Genomic DNA, 17944 nt, shown 5'->3' with positions numbered 1-17944 from the left:
ATGCAACGTATTGCAATCAGCGAGCGCCCAGACTGGCGTGAAAAAGCAGCGGAGTATGGCTTCCAGTTTCACACCATGTATGGCGAGCCGTACTGGTGTGAAGATGCTTACTATCAGTTCACGCTAGCGCAGGTTGAACAGCTGGAAGAGACCACCGCCGAACTGCATCAGATGTGTTTACAGGCCGTGGAAAAAGTGGTGAATAGCGAGGCGCTACTCACCCGTTTCTGCATTCCTAAGCACACATGGGATTTTGTGCGTGAGTCCTGGAAGCTACGTCAGCCTTCACTTTATTCGCGCCTCGATCTGGCATGGGATGGTAAAGGTGATGCCAAACTCCTGGAAAATAATGCCGATACGCCAACCTCGCTGTATGAAGCGGCATTCTTTCAGTGGATCTGGCTAGAAGATCAAGTTAAAGCGGGCAATCTGCCGCACGGCAGTGACCAATTCAACAGCCTGCAAGAGAAGTTGATTGATCGCTTTGCCACACTGCATCAGCAACACGGTTTTAACTGGCTGCACTTTTCTTGCTGCCGTGACACCGAAGAAGATCGCGCTACGGTGCAATATCTGCAGGACTGCGCTACCGAAGCCGGGCTGCCGAGTGAATTTCTCTATATTGATGAAATTGGGTTAGGCGAAAGAGGCCAGTTTACCGATGTAAACGATCAGGTTATCAGCAACCTATTTAAACTCTATCCGTGGGAATTCATGCTGCGCGAAGTGTTCTCTACCAAGCTCGCGGATGCCGGTGTCCGTTGGCTGGAGCCTGCGTGGAAAAGCATTATTTCCAATAAGGCGCTGCTGCCGCTGCTGTGGGAGATGTTCCCTAACCATCCTAACCTGCTGCCCGCCTATTTTGCAGATGACAAAAACGCGCCGCAGATGGATAAATATGTGGTGAAACCGCTGTTTTCGCGCGAAGGGGCCAATATTCGCATCATTGAAAATGGTCAGGAGATCGCGCGTGCCGACGGCCCGTATGGCGAAGAAGGCATGATTATTCAGCAGTTCTATCCGTTACCTAAATTTGGTGATAGCTACACGCTGATTGGTAGCTGGCTGATTGACGATCAACCTGCCGGCATTGGCCTGCGTGAAGATCGTGCCTTGATCACTCAGGATCTGTCTCGCTTTTATCCGCACACTTTTATTGAGTAAACGCTGCGCCGCCCGCAATCCTCGGGCGGCCAGAATAGTTAACCAACCTGCACTGACATCATACTGATCGCGCCCATCTCCATCCCTTCCACCGGGAGCGTAATCGCTTCATCAGCGGCGCGTGCGCCCAGAATATACAGCAGCGGCAGATAGTGTTCCGGCGTTGGGTTTGACTGCTGCGCATCTGGATGTTGCATAAAATTCACCAGAGGATGATCCGCCACCTCGCCCTGGAAGCTCAGGTTCTCACGTACGAACTGATTAAAACTCTCTGCCCAGGGATAAGCGGTTTCTGCTCCCTGCCAGCGCAGCATACGCAGATTATGTACCACGTTACCGCTAGCAACGATCATCACACCTTCGTCGCGTAACGAGGCTAGCCTTTGCCCCACTTCGTAGTGCCATGCGGCGGGTTTAGTGCCGTCGATACTCAGCTGCACAACGGGAATATCGGCAGCTGGATACATTTTTGCCAGCACGCCCCAGGATCCATGATCAAATCCCCACTCCTGATCGGCCTTGACTGCAATCGGCGCCAGTAAATCAATCACCTGCTGCGCTAAATCGGGCGATCCAGGCGCCGGGTAGCGCACATCAAACAGCGCTTGTGGGAAACCGCCAAAGTCATGGATGGTGCGTGGATTCTTCATCGCCGTCACGGCCGTACCCCGCGTATACCAATGTGCCGAAACGGCGAGAATAGCGCGCGGCCGCGGCAATGTGGCACCTAAATGCTGCCAGGCTTGGGTATAACGGTTATCTTCCAGGACGTTCATTGGGCTGCCATGACCAAGGAACAGCGCGGGCATACGGGTGTGGCTCATGATTAATCCTCTGGCGAATTGTAGCTTTGTTAACCGCTACGATACGCGCTTTCATGGCCGGATTAACGCTGATAAGCATGATGTTCTTCATCAGTTAATTTGAACAAATTTTCCATTGAAACGCCCATGGCTTTTCCCCTGACGTCAACACACCGGCTTAACCACTTTCCCTTTTCTTTTTGAAGCAAGATTCGTCGCAATCTTAACAATGACATCTTCAGTTATCAGGCACATAGCTTGCAGGCAGCGGCGAGCCAGACAGGTCTTGTTACATCGCCGAAATCTGATTCTTACACTCCACTCGGTTTAACAAACATGAAGGGTGGAACATTATGTTAATTGAGGCAGCAATATTGTGCCTGGCGATGAATATCTACCATGAAGCGCGTGGTGAACCGATTAAAGGACAAATAGCCATAGGTACGTTGACCATGAACCGGGCAAAAGGGGAGATCAAAGAGATCTGCCCTGTGGTGTACGCACCGAAGCAGTTCTCCTGGACGTCTCTCAGGAAAAAACCTTATCGTTCTCCGCCCAAAGAAGACAAGAACTGGCAGCAAGCCAGAAAGCTGGCGAAAAAGATCGTAAAGGGGGAATTAAAAGACGTGACGAAAGGAGCGACCTTTTTTCACGCACACGGTGCTAAACCGGCATGGCGTCATACGTTCCAACGCACAGTGGTGATTGGTAATCATGTGTTTTACGCCAAACGAGCACGCATAAAAAAAGCCGGATAGTGTCTCCGGCCCTTTCTATTATCATCATCCAGTTAGCTGGCCTGACGCGTCTCGCGCTGACGGCGATATGCAACCAGATCTTCGATGGTAACAACCGGCATATCATGTTGCTTAGCAAACACAATCGCTTCTGGCGCATGCGCCATGCTGCCATCATCGTTGGTCAATTCACACAGCACGCCTGCAGGCTTGAATCCTGCCAACGTCACCAGATCGATGGTGGCTTCAGTATGCCCACCACGTGTCAGCACACCGCCTTCACGCGCACGCAGCGGGAAAACATGGCCCGGACGATTTAAGTCAGAAGGCTTAGCGCCATCCGCTACCGCAGCACGAATAGTGGTGATGCGATCGGCTGCAGAAACGCCTGTTGTTACGCCGGCTGCAGCTTCGATTGTTACAGTAAAACCGGTGCCATAAGCGCTGGTGTTATCTTCAACCATCATCGGCAGTTCAAGCTGTTTGCGATGCTCTTCAGTGATACAGAGACAAACAATGCCGCTACCGTGGCGGATAGTTAACGCCATCTGTTCAACGGTCATGGTCTCTGCAGCGAAAATCATATCGCCTTCGTTTTCACGATTTTCATCGTCAAGCACCATCACACCGCGACCATTACGCAGCGCATCAATGGCGCGTTCTACACGCTGTTCAGGCGTGCCAAATTCAGAAAGAAGCGTCTGATTCATGGTAAAAAACCTTATAAAAATATGAGTTACCAGAACCAGGGCGTGCTTAGGAGTGCGTACAAAACACATGGCAATAACGTGATGCGGGCAAAGCCCGGCAGATGTCGTTACCCTCTCCCATCCGGACTCTAACCGTCGGCTCCGGAATCACACCGGATCTGCTGACCTATCACTTTGCAGTGATAGCGCTCGCGGGCTTTCAGCAGACGCTGATTTACCGCCGGTGGGGAATTTCGCCCCGCCCTGAGAATAAGCGGATAAACTATAACGCCAATCATCTGGTCGGGCAATCGACAAAAGTGCAAATGCTTTTGCATTTCCTGCGTTGCGGAATTCAGGTTTAACCTTTTCGTTTCAGGCATTACACTTAATAGCTATTAAGTCCGAACACGCACTGCTATCGGCCACCGTAATCAGGAAATCATCATGATCGACACGAAAAAAATTGAACAACTGGCTCGCCAGGTACATGAAGCTATGCCGAAAGGTATTCGTGATTTTGGCGACGATGTCGAAAAGAAAATCCGTCAGGTTTTGCAGGCGCAATTGACGCGCATGGATTTGGTCAATCGTGAAGAGTTCGACGTACAGACGCAGGTTTTACTGCGCACACGTGAGAAACTTGCCGCACTGGAACAGCGTTTGGCGAAGTTGGAAAGTGAGAGCCCAGCGGCACCGGCTCCAGCGATCATCACGCCCGATCCGGCTGGCAAAATCGATACTCCGCAGTAATGTATTTGGCGGGAGAGATTCTCCCGCCAGCTCAAGCTTAATGGCTGCGAATGGTTTTGATGATGTTGCTGGTTGAAATACCATCTTCAAAGTTGAGCACACGCACGTCGCCGCCGTTCGCCCACACTTCTTTGCTTCCCGCGATATCTTCCGGCTTGTAATCGCCGCCTTTCACCAGCAGATCGGGCAGGACTTCAGCGATGAGACGCTGTGGCGTATCTTCTTCAAACAATACCACCCAATCAACGGCTTCCAGCGCACCCAGCACAATCATGCGGTTTTCCTGCGGATTCACCGGACGCGTTTCGCCTTTCAGCCGCCTGGTAGAAGCATCGCTATTTACCGCCACAATCAGACGATCGCCTAACTTACGCGCATTGGCCAGATAGGAAACATGGCCCGCATGCAGGATATCGAATACTCCGTTGGTCATAACCACTTTTTCACCGCGCTGGCGCGCCTGCGCCACAGCGGCTTTCAGCTCTGACTCATTCATCACGCCAAAACCGCTTTCCGGACGAGCATGAATGGCGTTCTCCAACTCAACGGTGCTGACGGTGGAAGTACCCAATTTGCCTACCACCACACCCGCCGCCGCATTGGCGAGGAAACAGGCTTCCTCCAGGCTATCACCCGCCGCCAATACCGCCGCCAGCACACCAATCACCGTATCACCGGCACCGGTGACGTCATACACTTCCTGCGCCTGCGTGGGCAAATGCAGCGGCGCTTTGCCGGGTTGGAGCAGCGTCATTCCGTTTTCTGAGCGGGTAACCAGCAGCGCGGAGAGTTCGAAATCGGCAATCAGCTGCATACCACGGCTGACAATCTCATCAACGGTTTTGCATTTACCCACCACGGCTTCAAACTCAGACAAATTAGGTGTCAGCAGCGTCGCACCACGATAACGTTGGAAATCCGTGCCTTTTGGATCGATCAGCACGGGCACATTGGCTTCACGCGCCAGCTGAATCATGGTCTGTACGCTATTCAGCGCGCCTTTAGCGTAGTCTGACAGTACCAGCGCACCCGCCTGCTTCAGCGATTGACGCATGCGATCGTGAATCGGCTGCGGATCCACTTCCTCAAACCCTTCTTCGAAGTCGAGGCGAATAAGTTGCTGATTACGGGATAACACGCGCAGTTTGGTAATGGTCGGATGGCTTTTTACTGCTACAAAATCGCAGTCAACCTTCACTTTCTGCAGCGTTTCGCTTAACACTCGCGCGGCATCGTCAGCACCGGTCAGACCAATCAGGCGAGATGCAGCACCGAGCGCGGCAATGTTCATCGCAACGTTAGCCGCACCGCCCGGACGCTCTTCAATGGTATCCACTTTTACCACCGGTACCGGCGCTTCCGGCGAAATACGGCTGGTTGGGCCATACCAATAGCGGTCCAACATCACGTCGCCGACGACCAACACGGTGGCCTTGCCAAAGGTGGGCAGTGTTACTTTCATTCCAAAGACTCCAGACTACGGTCAAAATTATGCGCGGATAATACCATATACCCTTCCTACGTTAAGTTGCAGGGTTTCGAAGCCCTATGGCTTACTGTCCCGCGCGATCTGATTCGGCAACGTTCAACCAACGCTGCCAGCTGCTGTTTACCACCGCTCGCTCAGCGGCAAAGGCGTCGGGCGCAACATGTCCCGGTAATTCCTGTAGCGCAAGATGATGTAGCGCATCACGCAGCGTTACGTAGGCGTGCGTCAGTGCCTGTGCCTCATCTTCCGGCATGATGTTATGCCGGGCCATCAGCTCAAATATGCGCACGTTATCCGACCAGCGCGTCAATGCGGGCTGTGCAGCGGCGTAGCCTAAGACAAAGTATTGTGCGATGAATTCAATATCGGTGATACCGCCCTCATCGGTCTTAATCTCCCAGCGGCCTTTATGTTTATTGCTGAGATGCGCGCGCATTTTTTCGCGCATTTCGCGCACTTCTTTCTGCAACGTATCGCGCTCTCGCGGCAGGCAGAGAATACCGCGCCGGATATCATCAAAACGTTCGCAGAGCGCCGGCTCACCGAACACAATGCGCGCGCGCACTAATGCTTGATGTTCCCAGGTCCAGGCTTCGCTACGCTGATACTCGTTGAAGGCGGCAAAGGTGCTCACCAGCATCCCCGCGGCGCCAGAAGGACGCAGACGCGCATCCACCTCATACAAAATGCCGGAGGAGGTACGCGTGCTGAACAGATGCATCACGCGCTGTGCCAGGCGTAGATAGAACTGGCGGCCATCAATGACGCGTTCACCATCCGTTTCTGCATCATCAGGGCAATCGTGCAGGAAGACCAAATCGAGATCGGAGCTATAACCCAGTTCCCAGCCACCGAGCTTGCCATAGCCCACCACCGCGAAACCCCGTTCGCTATCGCTGGTGAGATGTGATGGACGCCCATAACGTTGCACCATCATTTGCCAGGCTTGCTGCACCACCGATTCAATTATCGCCTCCGCCAGCCAGGTTAAGTGATCGCTCACTTTCATGACCGGCAGCGTTTCAGCAATATCAGCAGCGGCAATGCGCAGATGCTGCGCCTGCTTAAATTGGCGCAGCGCTTCCAACTGTTGCTCTTCGTCATCGGTGGGGATGCGCAGCAGATACTGACGTAACTCATCGCGGTACGCATCGGTAGCGGTAGGTTGATAAAGGGTTGCCGGATCGAGCAGCTCATCCAGCAGCAGCGGATAACGCGCCAGCTGGCTGGCAATCATCGGTGATGCGGCGCAGAGGCGAATCAGATGGCGCAGCGCGCCATGATATTCGGTTAACAACTCGAGATAGGTACTGCGCGTCAACACGCCCAACAGCAGCGGCGTCAGGCGGTTCAGCAGCACATCCGCATCCTCGCGTGGGCAAACCTCACTGAGCAGACGCGGCATCAGCTGATCAAGCGCCAAACGCCCGCGCGGGCCAATAGTACGGCGACTCACATCCTGGCGAAAATTGTTTAGCGCATTGTAAAGCGCGTGACGCTGCGCATCATTCAGCTGCGGCACTACCGGAATAAGGTCGTTCTCTTCCAACGTGTCTTGCCATAGCCCGGCAAATTCAGCCAGCTGTGGCTGATCGTCAACGTCAGGCGCATCGTCACCAATCAACTCATCAAAGATGGCGCGCACGCCAGCCATGTGCTCTTCAAGCTGTACCATCAGCGCATGCCAGTCCACCGCGCCCATTGCCCAGGCTAAGCGCTGGCGATCGAGTTCATTTTCCGGCAGCGTTTGCGTCTGCTCGTCATTAATACTTTGCAGAAGGTTTTCCAGGCGACGCAGGAACAGATAGGCTTCACGCAGATGTTCAACCTGCTGCTGGCTAAGTAAAGTCAGTTCGCCAATCGCTTCAAGCGTAGGCAGCAAGGATCGTAATTGTAGTGAGCGCTCACGTCCTCCTCGAATCAGCTGGAATACCTGAACGATGAATTCTGTTTCACGGATACCGCCCGCACCGAGTTTGATGTTGTCTTTCAAGCCCCTTCGGCGCACTTCGCGGGCAATCATACCTTTCATGTTACGCAGCGACTGGATCACGCTGAAATCGATGTAACGCCGATAGACAAACGGGCGCAGCATTTGCTGCAATTCCTGGCTCCAGTGGCCACGGTCATCGCCCATCAGCCGGGCTTTAACCATCGCGTAGCGTTCCCAGTCGCGCCCCTGTTCCTGGTAATAATCCTCCAGTGCAGCAAAGCTCAGCACCAGCGGACCGCTGTCACCAAACGGGCGCAGGCGCATATCCACGCGATAGACAAATCCATCTACCGTCGGCTGATCGAGCACTTTGATCAGACGCTGGCCCATGCGCGTAAAGAACTGTGCATTGTCGAGTTCGCGCCGTCCGCCGTGCGTGACACCGTTTTCCGGCCAGGCAAAAATCAGGTCGATATCAGAAGAGAAGTTAAGCTCGCAGCCACCCAGTTTGCCCATACCCAGGATCAGCATCGGTTGGGCTTCTCCGGCGTCATTGCAGGGGGTGCCGAAATCACGGCTGCAATCCTGCCATACCCAATCGCGCGCTGCCGCAATCAGAATTTCCGCCAGCGTGCTGAGCTGCTGCAAGCTCTGTTCCGTGCTGGAGTGCTGCAGCGCCTGCATCCAGGCAATACGCACCAGCATATGCCGGCGGAACAGACGAAGTTCGCGCATCAGGGAGGATTCGTTATCAACCGCTTGCAGCGCGTCATTCAGCCAGCGGGCATAGTGCTGCCACTCATCTGGCGCGGGCGCTTGCTGCTGCAAATGCTGCCACCATTCCGGATGCTGCTGCAGGTTATCGAGGATAAAGTCACTAAAGGTCAGCGCACCAGCCTGTTCTGGCGTGAACGCTGAGAGTGGCAAACCAAGTCGCTCTGCCACATTAGCCAACTGCGCCTGCATCAGCGCTGGTAACGGTAACAACATCGTCTCTCCCTGATTGGATTTTTCGTTAGCGTTTGATTCCGCTATTGAGCCAGAACGGCGCGGGCCGAATAGCGAGATTAGCCAGATGAATTAAGCCTCGCTCCTGCTTTTCCCGAATGGCATGCTGCAATTCCTGCCACCCTTCCAGCCAGCTATTAACATCCTCGGCCGGATAGGCGCCCGCCAGCAAATTAACCGCCAGCAGCTGACGATTTAGGCGCGTCGCCTTATCCTGAAACTCATTGAACAGCTGAACGCCATCGAAGGTTTCTCTGAGGTCGGCTGCAATACGGCTCAGCATAATATCGCTGAAGCGTTTGAAGGATCCCTGCAATTTGCTGCGACTCTTATCGTCGAGCCAATTCTGCCACTGAGACTCAACCAGCCAGTGAGTAAGCGCTAACTGGGCTTCGACGGAGGTGAGTGAGAAGCAGGCTGCTTCCGCATTGTTCTCTTCATCAGCCAGCATCTCTTCAAGACGGGTCAACTTCTGACGCAGATCGCTGCTGGCCTTACGTGGAACCAAAGCACCAAACAGTGAAAAGGCCTGGCGCAGCGTTTCCAGCGCTTCAATCACCGACGCTTTGGCATTTTTATTGCCGCGCAGCCAAACTTCTTCATGATATTGCCAATGCGTCAGCGCGGCGGTCATGGCGTTGATCATGCCCTGCTCCACCGACGCTTTGGCGGCGATTTTCTGCAACGGCAGTGCACGCACTGGACGAGGCAGATTGCCTTGCGCCAGCTGATAGCCGCGCGCCGCTTTGCTCAGGCTGCCGAGGCGTAATCCACCCAGCGCAATCAAAGCATCAGCAAACTTCAGCAGGTCATCGCGCTGCCCGCTTTTAAGCTCAAGCTCAACTTCATACAACGGCTCACTGAGCTCACCCGCCGTCACCTCACCGCGATCAAACGCCACTTCAATTTCACTGCCGCCAAACTCCACCAGCCATGTTTCACGCTGGAAGTGGGTGCTAAACAGCGGTTGCAGTTGCGATTGCAGCGCAGTGATATCGGTGCCTGCTGGCCAGATTTCAGTGGGAAGACGCGCAATATCCAGCTGTGGCTCCGTGAGATCAACGTTGTACTCCGGACGCTGATGCAAGCCACCCACGGTTTTACCGGCGGCTTTCAGCGTCATTTCATAACGTTGATCAACGCCGCGAATGCGCAGGCCCATATCCCAGCGACGCAGCTGGTTGTCGTCGGTTTCATAATAGATGTTAGTCAGATCGCGCGCGGCGAAATGCTGATGTGGCCAGGCGGCAAGCTTTTCAGCCAGTTTTTCGGCGGCTTGCGGAGTGGCAATGAACTTTAATTCGATTTCAATGGTCATAATTTTTTATTCAATACGCTGCTGGCACTTACGAGTTTAATCTGGCGAAGAGTAATGCACCGGAAGCCCGCTGTCTCCGCTTTCTTGTGCTTTTACGACCCTTTTCGCACCAGATTGAGACCAGGATAGTTCTCATTCAGATTTATGAGAAGCGTCTCCAGACTGTGCCGGTAATTTTACGCCATTAAGAAAAAACGATATCGAATGAAAAAAATCACACTCGCTGCTCTTTCTTTGCTGGCTTTCAGCGCCATCACACCTGCCCATGCTGCTGACGAAAAGCGTTATATCTCCGATGAATTATCCACTTGGGTGCGCAGCGGCCCAGGCGATCAATATCGCCTGATTGGCAAGCTGAACGCCGGAGAGGAAGTCACCTTACTGCAAACCAACAGTGATTCCCAATATGGCCAAATCCGTGATGCAGAAGGTAAAACTAACTGGATTCCACTGTCGCAGCTGAGCGCCAATCCCAGCCTGCGCACTCGCGTGCCGCAGCTGGAGCAGCAGGTTAAAGACCTGACTGCGAAGCTGGCGAACATCGATAACAGCTGGAACCAACGCACCTCCGAGATGCAAAACAAAGTCGCCAACAGCGACGGCACCATTGACGGCCTTAAAGCTGAGAATCAGAAGCTGAAGAACGAGCTGATCGTCGCGCAGAAGAAAGTCAGCGCCGCGAATGTGCAGCTGGATGACAAACAGCGCACCATCATCATGCAGTGGTTTATGTATGGCGGCGGCGTGCTGGGCGTGGGCTTACTGCTGGGTCTGCTGCTGCCGCACATGGTGCCGCGCCGCAAGAAAAACGATCGCTGGATGAATTAACGCGCCATGTAGATTTGTTCTTTTATTCAAGGGGATCGTAAGATGCCCTTTTTGTCGTGCCCGATTTTTAGCCAAAGTATGCAACAATAAAGCAACAAGCGTGTTGTGCACGCAATTTCTGATTTGCTTCTGGAGTGGTTGAGTGAAGACGTTTCTGGTCGGTGGCGCAGTGCGCGATGCCTTGCTGCGTTTACCGGTAAAAGATAGAGATTGGGTGGTAGTCGGCGCTACAGCCGATACCATGCTGGCGGAAGGGTATCAGCAGGTAGGCCGGGATTTTCCGGTTTTTTTGCATCCGCGTAGCCGTGAAGAGTACGCGCTGGCACGAACAGAGCGTAAAAGCGGCAATGGTTACACCGGTTTTGTGACGCAATTCGCGCCTGACGTCACGCTGGAGCAGGATCTGCAGCGCCGCGATCTTACCATCAATGCCATCGCACAAGATGAAAGTGGTGAGCTAATCGATCCTTACGGTGGCCAGCGCGATCTGGCTCAGCGCCAGCTTCGCCATGTTTCTGCCGCTTTTAATGAAGATCCGCTGCGAGTGCTGCGCGTGGCGCGTTTCGCCGCCCGCTTTGCCCACCTTAATTTCCGGATTGCGGATGAAACCCTGGCGCTGATGCGTGAAATGGCCGCCAGCGGTGAACTGGCTCATCTCACGGCAGAACGCGTGTGGAAAGAGACGGAAAAAGCGTTGCTGACGCATAATCCGCAGGTCTATTTCCAGGTACTGCGTGATTGTGGCGCGCTGCACGTCTTGTTCCCGGAAATTGATAACCTTTACGGCATCCCTGCGCCAATCAAATGGCACCCAGAAATTGATACCGGCATACACGCGTTGATGACGCTGACGTTATCCGCCGCGCTCTCGGATCAGCTTGATGTCCGTTTCGCCACGCTCTTTCACGATGTCGGCAAAGCGCTAACGCCAGCGGACAAATGGCCTAGCCATCATGGTCACGGCCTGGCGGGAGTGCCCATCGTTGAAGCGCTGTGCCAACGCCTGCGCGTGCCGAATCACGTGCGTGATTTGGCGTTGGTCGTCACAGAATTCCACGACGTGGTGCACACCATTGAACGTCAGCCGGCCGATGCGCTCATCGCGTTGTTTGATCGCATAGATGCCTGGCGCAAACCCGATCGCGTAGAGAAAATGGCACTGACCAGCGAAGCCGATGCGCGCGGCCGAAGCGGCCTGGAAAGCATGGCTTATCCGCAAGGCGATTATTTGCGCCTGGCATTTACGCTAGCGCAAGCGGTGCCCACTAAAGAAGTGGTTGCGGCAGGTTTTAAAGGGGCTGAAGTACGGGAAGAGTTAACGCGTCGACGTATTGCGGTACTGCAGGCGGAATTGATTAACGCGCGGCCAGCGTAACCGGCCGCGCGGGATAACTTACATAAAGATGGCGTAAACCACGGCCGCGATAATGAAGCGGTAGATGGCGAAAGAGACGAACGAGATACGCTTAATCAGCTCCAGGAACACTTTGATTGCCAGCAGCGCCACAATGAAAGCGGTCACGAAACCTACCGCAAACATCGGGAGATCCTGCATCGTCAGGAATCCCAGACTCTTATAGAGATCAAGGCCGGTTGCACCAATCATCATCGGCACCGCCAGAATGAACGAGAATTCCGACGCCGCATAACGGCTTACGCCCATCAGCATACCGCCCGAAATTGTCGCTCCCGAGCGAGAGAAGCCCGGCCACAGCGCCAGACACTGGAAGCAGCCAATCATAAATGCCTGGCGATAGGTAATGTCATCCACGCCAACGGCTTTGGGTTGTTTTGGTTTGAAATACTCGGCCACCAACAGCAGCACACCGCCGACAACCAGCGCGTACATCACGTTAATCGGGTTAAACAACGTTTTGATTTGATCGTGCAGCAGCAAACCAATTACCACCGCTGGCACCATACCCAGCAGAATATGAATCAGCGTTAACCTTCCGGTCCCTACACCTTCGTGTTTGACCTCACCAAAGTGAATGCCGATTAAACCAAACAGTCGGCGCCAAAACATCACCACCACAGCCAGAATCGATCCCAGCTGGATCACCACTTCGAAGGTTTCGGCGGTCTCGCCTTCAAAACCCAGCAGGTGGCCAACAATAATCATGTGGCCCGTGGAAGAGACCGGCAGGAATTCCGTGAGGCCTTCTACAATCCCCAGGATTGCAGCTACCCAAAGCTGATGAATGTCTGCCATCAAAATTTATCCTCTATCCGTTTTAAACAGTAAAAAGGCGGTCGCAAAGGGCTACCGCCTGAAATTATGCCTGCGCTACGCTGAAGGAAACCTTAAGAAATTCAGGCACGATCGATTGGTCAGCGCAGCGGCCTCAAGTGAGACACACCATAATTTGGTTTGGTTTCATTGTGATGGCAATCACGGAAGATTTATTTCGGAATAGTCCCGCGCTCAATACGCACGCCAACGCTCGCAGCCTGGGCGATAGCCCCCGGTTTACCTACCTTTATGCGTACTCCCGGCGTTTTGAAACGATTCATCAACAGATCGGCGATTTCTTCCGCCACCCTTTCGACGAGGGCAAAACGCCGGCCTTGTAGGTGATTGAGGATCGCTTCGGTGACATCGGCATAGCTCAGACAATCATTCACATCATCGCTGGCCGCGGCCTGACGGTTGTCCCATGCCATTTCGACATCGAGCACCAATTTCAGTAGCATGCCTTGCTCCCAGTCGTAAACGCCAATGTGGGTGAACACGGTGAGTTGCTCGATAAATACGATATCCATGATGTCAGTCTCTGTTTTTGGCTAAGCCGGATACCACTTCCGGCGGATTATGCGTATTATCCACGCTTATCGAGAACAAAACGACCCAAAAGGAACGGTACGAAGCTATGAGTGCTATCGCGCTTGGTATGATTATTTTCGCGTATCTTTGCGGTTCGATTTCCAGTGCGATACTGGTTTGTAAACTGGCTGGTTTACCCGATCCGCGCACGCAGGGCTCAGGCAATCCTGGCGCTACCAATGTTTTACGCATTGGTGGTAAGGCTGCCGCGGCGGCGGTGCTGATTTTCGACGTGGCGAAAGGCATGATTCCGGTGTGGATAGCTTATCTGCTGCACGTTGCGCCACTCTATCTTGGCCTAACGGCAATTGCCGCCTGCCTTGGCCACATCTATCCGGTATTCTTCCGTTTTCGCGGCGGTAAAGGCGTGGCAACCGCCTTCGGTGCCATCGCACCGATCGGCTGGGATTTGACGGGTTTGATGACCGGCACCTGGCTGCTGACGGTGCTGCTGAGCGGTTATTCGTCACTGGGTGCGATTGTTAGCGCGCTGATCGCCCCGTTTTATGTCTGGTGGTTCAAGCCGCAGTTTACCTTTCCGGTGTCCATGCTCTCCTGCCTGATTCTGTTGCGGCATCACGACAACATCCAGCGCCTGTGGCGCGGCCAGGAAAATAAGATCTGGAAGCGGAAAAAGAAGAAATAAAAAAACCGGCGCGATGCCGGTTTTTCGTTTTAGATGGCGGGCAGTTCTGACAGCGGCCAGCGCGGTCGCACGCTGACGCCAAGCTCTCCACGCGTGCCACCTTTCAGTCGCACCATACCGGCATAGGCGATCATTGCGCCGTTATCGGTGCAGAATTCAGGACGCGCGTAAAACACTTCGCCGCTGCGCTTTTGCATCATCTCAGCCATGCGCTCACGCAGCGTGCGGTTGGCGCTGACGCCACCGGCAATCACTAAACGTTTAAAACCGGTTTGCTCCAGCGCGCGTTTGCACTTGATCATTAAGGTATCGACCACCGCATCTTCAAACGCGCGAGCAATATCAGCACGCGCTTGCTCGTCATCCTGATGCTCGCGAATGGTATTCGCCGCAAAGGTTTTCAGGCCGGAGAAGCTGAAGTCCAGCCCCGGACGATCGGTCATCGGACGCGGGAACCTGAAGCGGTTTGGCGTACCCTGCTGTGCCATACGCGATAACATCGGCCCGCCGGGGTAATCCAGACCGAGCAATTTGGCGGTTTTATCAAAGGCTTCACCGGCTGCATCGTCAATCGATTCACCAAGCAAAGTGTATTCACCAATACCGGTCACGCTGATCAATTGCGTGTGACCGCCGGAAACCAGCAGCGCGACAAACGGGAATTGCGGCGGATGCTCTTCCAGCATCGGCGCCAGGAGATGCCCTTCCATGTGATGCACCGGTACCGCCGGCACATTCCAGGCGAAGGCCAACGCACGCCCAATAGTCGCCCCAACCAGCAGCGCGCCAACCAATCCTGGCCCCGCCGTATAGGCAACGCCGTCAATTTGTTGCGGCTCAAGACCGGCTTCTTTCAGCGCGGCCTGAATCAGCGGCACGGTTTTGCGCACGTGGTCGCGCGATGCCAGTTCTGGCACCACACCACCGTAATCGGCATGCAGTTTCACCTGGCTATATAATTGATTTGCCAGCAGACCGGACGCATCGTCATAAATCGCGATGCCGGTTTCATCGCAGGACGTTTCAATACCCAGAACTCGCATAGCTTTTATCACCCTCTTCTTGCGGCGCGCAGTGTAGCACAGCCAAATCACAGCCCAGACACTTTGGCCAGGAAAAAGTGTTTTTCTGTCGCATAAAGAGTGCGCTATACTCCACGGCCTGAAAAAACCGGCAGCCGCGAAGGCATATGCCCCTGTTGGTTCTAAATTATACATGGTGCTTTACAAGTCGGCCGCGGCTGGAGTAAAATGCTGCACCATTTTGAAATGTGCTGGCGCCGCAGTCAGCAGCAAAAACCGAATTTTATCGAGGTAAGAGTTACATGCCGGTAATTAAAGTACGTGAAAACGAGCCGTTCGACGTAGCACTGCGTCGCTTCAAGCGTTCATGCGAGAAAGCAGGTGTTCTGGCAGAAGTTCGTAGCCGTGAGTTCTACGAAAAGCCTACCACCGAGCGTAAGCGCGCTAAAGCATCTGCAGTTAAGCGTCACGCCAAGAAACTGGCTCGCGAAAACGCACGCCGCACTCGTCTGTACTAATTTCTTGCGGAAGTTCGCTTCCGCCGCGTGATAAACGCAGACAGAGTCAAGTAAAAGGCCGTGCTTTCCGAAAGGAAGCGCGGCTTGTTGTCGTTTATGAGCTGAAAAATCGGGGCTTATGGCAGGACGAATTCCACGCGTATTTATCAACGACTTACTTGCCCGCACGGACATCGTGGATCTTATCGATGCCCGCGTTAAGCTGAAAAAGCAGGGTAAGAATTATCACGCGTGCTGTCCTTTTCATAACGAGAAAACCCCCTCTTTCACCGTCAGCGGTGAGAAGCAGTTTTATTACTGCTTCGGTTGCGGAGCCAAGGGCAACGCCATCGACTTCCTGATGAATCACGATCGTCTGGAATTTGTTGAGAGCGTTGAGGAGCTGGCTACGCTTCACGGCTTAGAAGTGCCGTATGAAGCGGGCAACGGCCCCAGCCAAATGGAACGCCATCAGCGTCAAAGTCTTTATCAGTTGCTGGAAGGCCTGAACGGCTTTTATCAACAGAGCCTGCGGAATCCGCAAGCGCAATCTGCTCAGAATTATCTCGCCACGCGCGGACTCAGCCAGGAAGTGATCGATCACTTCGCTATCGGCTATGCGCCCGCCGGTTGGGATAATGTACTGAAGCGCTTTGGCCAGCAAAAAGACGATCGCGAATCACTGATGGAAGCCGGCATGTTGGTCAGCAATGACTCAGGCCGCACCTACGATCGTTTCCGCGATCGCGTGATGTTCCCTATTCGCGATAAGCGTGGCCGCGTAATAGGTTTTGGTGGTCGCGTGCTGGGCAATGATACGCCGAAGTATCTGAACTCACCTGAAACACCCATTTTTCATAAAGGCCGCCAGCTGTACGGGCTTTATGAAGCACAAAAAAATCATCCTCAACCCGCGCGTTTGCTGGTGGTTGAAGGTTACATGGACGTGGTGGCGCTGGCGCAATTTGGCATCGATTATGCCGTTGCTTCGCTGGGCACCTCGACCACTGCGGAACACGTTCAGCTGCTGTATCGTTCAACCGATACCGTGATTTGCTGTTACGACGGCGACCGCGCCGGACGTGAGGCCGCGTGGCGTACGCTCGAAACCGCATTGCCATACATGAATGATGGTCGTCAGCTACGCTTTATGTTTTTGCCCGATGGCGAGGATCCAGACACGCTGGTACGCAAAGAGGGCAAAGAAGCCTTCGAAGCGCGGATGGAGCAGGCAACACCGCTCTCCACGTTTTTGTTCGATAGCTTAATGCCGCAGGTGGATTTGAGTACCCGTGACGGTAAGACCAAGCTGGCGACACTGGCGCTGCCGCTGATTAGTCAGATTCCTGGTGAAACCTTACGCATTTATATGCGTCAAACTCTGGGTAACAAACTCGGCATTCTTGACGATAACCAGTTAGACAAGCTGATGCCGAAGCTGGCCGAAAGCGGAGTGCTACCAACGGCGCCACCGTTGAAACGCACCACCATGCGCGTGTTGATTGCGTTATTGGTGCAGAATCCGCAATTTGCTTCCATCGTGCCTACACTGGATGGACTGGAGCAGTCGAAAATGGCGGGTTTACCGCTATTTGTGGAGTTAGTCAGTCGTTGTACAGAGAATCCTGGCCTGACTACCGGACAGCTACTAGAGTTATATCGCGGGACAAATTTTAGCCAGACCCTTGAAACACTGGCCACCTGGAACCACATGATAGTGGATGAAGAGGCGGAAGAAGTGTTTCAGGATTCACTGGCAAGTATTTATGATTCCGCGCTCGAACAGCGCCTTGAAGCATTAATCGCACGTGAGCGAACGGAAGGCCTAAGCGCCATCGAACGTCGCGAGTTCTGGGCTTTAAGCCAGGCATTAGCGAAAAAATAAGATTTTTACTGGGTCAGAACTGCAAGCACGTTAAAAACCGCATTTTGGCTCAGTCATTTCCGGATTATTAGACGCGATAAGCGAAGCCGGAAACATCACCCTATTAGGGCCGTAGGCGTCGAAGCCAGTTTCGTTACCGCCAGCGCGCAGCACCCGGAGCGTACTAAAGTACGTGAGGAGTGCGAGCACTGCCGGGGACGAAAATGGCAAGTAAGCCAGGCCCGGAAAGAACAAAAGCGGCTTAAGTGCCGAATATAGAAGGGCAAAAGCCCTGGCCGCGATGTAGGCAGCGGCAAAAACACAACGCCTTCACTGTTATAGTTGGCTCGCCGCCGACCGACACCAATC

The 17944-nt window shown here is 53.8% G+C and carries 16 protein-coding genes and 1 riboswitch; of the genes, 8 read left to right on the top strand and 8 right to left on the bottom strand.

Annotation, left to right across the window (positions count from 1 at the left end):
• Nucleotides 1-1164, top strand: a complete 1164-nt coding sequence (locus tag CRO19_RS11895; RefSeq protein ID WP_097095982.1) for a glutathionylspermidine synthase family protein — start codon at nt 1-3, stop codon at nt 1162-1164.
• Nucleotides 1165-1202: 38 nt separating this feature from the next.
• On the opposite strand, the gene ygiD is transcribed toward CRO19_RS11895, so the two are convergent.
• Nucleotides 1203-1988: a 4,5-DOPA-extradiol-dioxygenase gene (ygiD, locus tag CRO19_RS11890; RefSeq protein ID WP_097095981.1), complete on the bottom strand. Its 786-nt coding sequence runs from the start codon at nt 1986-1988 to the stop codon at nt 1203-1205.
• Between the two features lie 332 nt (nt 1989-2320).
• Here ygiD and CRO19_RS11885 point away from each other — a divergent pair, with 332 nt between their 5' ends.
• Nucleotides 2321-2725: a cell wall hydrolase gene (locus tag CRO19_RS11885; RefSeq protein WP_097095980.1), complete on the top strand. Its 405-nt coding sequence runs from the start codon at nt 2321-2323 to the stop codon at nt 2723-2725.
• Nucleotides 2726-2757: 32 nt separating this feature from the next.
• On the opposite strand, the gene ribB is transcribed toward CRO19_RS11885, so the two are convergent.
• The gene (ribB, locus tag CRO19_RS11880; RefSeq protein ID WP_097095979.1) at nt 2758-3414 is read right to left on the bottom strand and encodes a 3,4-dihydroxy-2-butanone-4-phosphate synthase; all 657 of its coding nucleotides are present in this window, start codon (nt 3412-3414) and stop codon (nt 2758-2760) included.
• A 105-nt stretch (nt 3415-3519) separates the two neighbouring features.
• Nucleotides 3520-3669: riboswitch (FMN riboswitch) on the bottom strand.
• 171 nt (nt 3670-3840) lie between these two features.
• On the opposite strand from ribB, the gene ubiK reads away from it, so the two are divergent.
• On the top strand, nt 3841-4146 hold the full coding sequence (gene ubiK, locus CRO19_RS11875; protein WP_008103418.1) for a ubiquinone biosynthesis accessory factor UbiK: 306 nt from the start codon (nt 3841-3843) through the stop codon (nt 4144-4146).
• Nucleotides 4147-4183: 37 nt separating this feature from the next.
• Here the strand turns inward: ubiK and hldE are convergent, their stop codons facing one another.
• From hldE to CRO19_RS11860, 3 genes are all read right to left on the bottom strand, one after another.
• Nucleotides 4184-5608, bottom strand: a complete 1425-nt coding sequence (gene hldE / locus CRO19_RS11870) for a bifunctional D-glycero-beta-D-manno-heptose-7-phosphate kinase/D-glycero-beta-D-manno-heptose 1-phosphate adenylyltransferase HldE (protein WP_097095978.1) — start codon at nt 5606-5608, stop codon at nt 4184-4186.
• Between the two features lie 91 nt (nt 5609-5699).
• On the bottom strand, nt 5700-8558 hold the full coding sequence (gene glnE / locus CRO19_RS11865; RefSeq protein ID WP_097095977.1) for a bifunctional [glutamate--ammonia ligase]-adenylyl-L-tyrosine phosphorylase/[glutamate--ammonia-ligase] adenylyltransferase: 2859 nt from the start codon (nt 8556-8558) through the stop codon (nt 5700-5702).
• Nucleotides 8559-8583: 25 nt separating this feature from the next.
• Nucleotides 8584-9894 carry a CYTH domain-containing protein gene (locus tag CRO19_RS11860; protein ID WP_097095976.1) on the bottom strand — a complete coding sequence of 437 codons (1311 nt, stop codon included), beginning with the start codon at nt 9892-9894 and terminating at the stop codon, nt 8584-8586.
• A gap of 204 nt (nt 9895-10098) precedes the next feature.
• Here CRO19_RS11860 and CRO19_RS11855 point away from each other — a divergent pair, with 204 nt between their 5' ends.
• Together CRO19_RS11855 and CRO19_RS11850 are read left to right on the top strand one after the other, a co-directional pair.
• On the top strand, nt 10099-10722 hold the full coding sequence (locus CRO19_RS11855; protein WP_097095975.1) for a TIGR04211 family SH3 domain-containing protein: 624 nt from the start codon (nt 10099-10101) through the stop codon (nt 10720-10722).
• Between the two features lie 142 nt (nt 10723-10864).
• A complete protein-coding gene (locus CRO19_RS11850; RefSeq protein ID WP_097095974.1) occupies nt 10865-12097 on the top strand; it encodes a multifunctional CCA addition/repair protein in 1233 nt (410 codons plus the stop codon).
• Nucleotides 12098-12115: 18 nt separating this feature from the next.
• On the opposite strand, the gene bacA is transcribed toward CRO19_RS11850, so the two are convergent.
• Together bacA and folB are read right to left on the bottom strand one after the other, a co-directional pair.
• On the bottom strand, nt 12116-12934 hold the full coding sequence (gene bacA / locus CRO19_RS11845; RefSeq protein WP_097095973.1) for an undecaprenyl-diphosphate phosphatase: 819 nt from the start codon (nt 12932-12934) through the stop codon (nt 12116-12118).
• 191 nt (nt 12935-13125) lie between these two features.
• Complete coding sequence (folB, locus tag CRO19_RS11840) at nt 13126-13485, bottom strand: bifunctional dihydroneopterin aldolase/7,8-dihydroneopterin epimerase (RefSeq protein WP_097095972.1); 360 nt, start codon at nt 13483-13485, stop codon at nt 13126-13128.
• A gap of 107 nt (nt 13486-13592) precedes the next feature.
• Between folB and plsY the strand changes: the two genes are divergently transcribed.
• Nucleotides 13593-14192 carry a glycerol-3-phosphate 1-O-acyltransferase PlsY gene (plsY, locus tag CRO19_RS11835; protein ID WP_097095971.1) on the top strand — a complete coding sequence of 200 codons (600 nt, stop codon included), beginning with the start codon at nt 13593-13595 and terminating at the stop codon, nt 14190-14192.
• A gap of 29 nt (nt 14193-14221) precedes the next feature.
• On the opposite strand, the gene tsaD is transcribed toward plsY, so the two are convergent.
• Nucleotides 14222-15235 carry a tRNA (adenosine(37)-N6)-threonylcarbamoyltransferase complex transferase subunit TsaD gene (gene tsaD / locus CRO19_RS11830; protein ID WP_097095970.1) on the bottom strand — a complete coding sequence of 338 codons (1014 nt, stop codon included), beginning with the start codon at nt 15233-15235 and terminating at the stop codon, nt 14222-14224.
• A 281-nt stretch (nt 15236-15516) separates the two neighbouring features.
• Between tsaD and rpsU the strand changes: the two genes are divergently transcribed.
• Together rpsU and dnaG are read left to right on the top strand one after the other, a co-directional pair.
• On the top strand, nt 15517-15732 hold the full coding sequence (gene rpsU / locus CRO19_RS11825) for a 30S ribosomal protein S21 (RefSeq protein WP_008103436.1): 216 nt from the start codon (nt 15517-15519) through the stop codon (nt 15730-15732).
• 118 nt (nt 15733-15850) lie between these two features.
• Nucleotides 15851-17596, top strand: a complete 1746-nt coding sequence (gene dnaG / locus CRO19_RS11820) for a DNA primase (RefSeq protein ID WP_097095969.1) — start codon at nt 15851-15853, stop codon at nt 17594-17596.
• The last annotated feature ends 348 nt before the right edge of the window (nt 17597-17944 follow it).

Source organism: Candidatus Pantoea floridensis (assembly GCF_900215435.1).
Lineage (GTDB): Bacteria > Pseudomonadota > Gammaproteobacteria > Enterobacterales > Enterobacteriaceae > Pantoea > Pantoea floridensis.
Note: the sequence above shows the minus strand (reverse complement) of the source record. Positions and strands in the feature narration are given on the sequence as shown.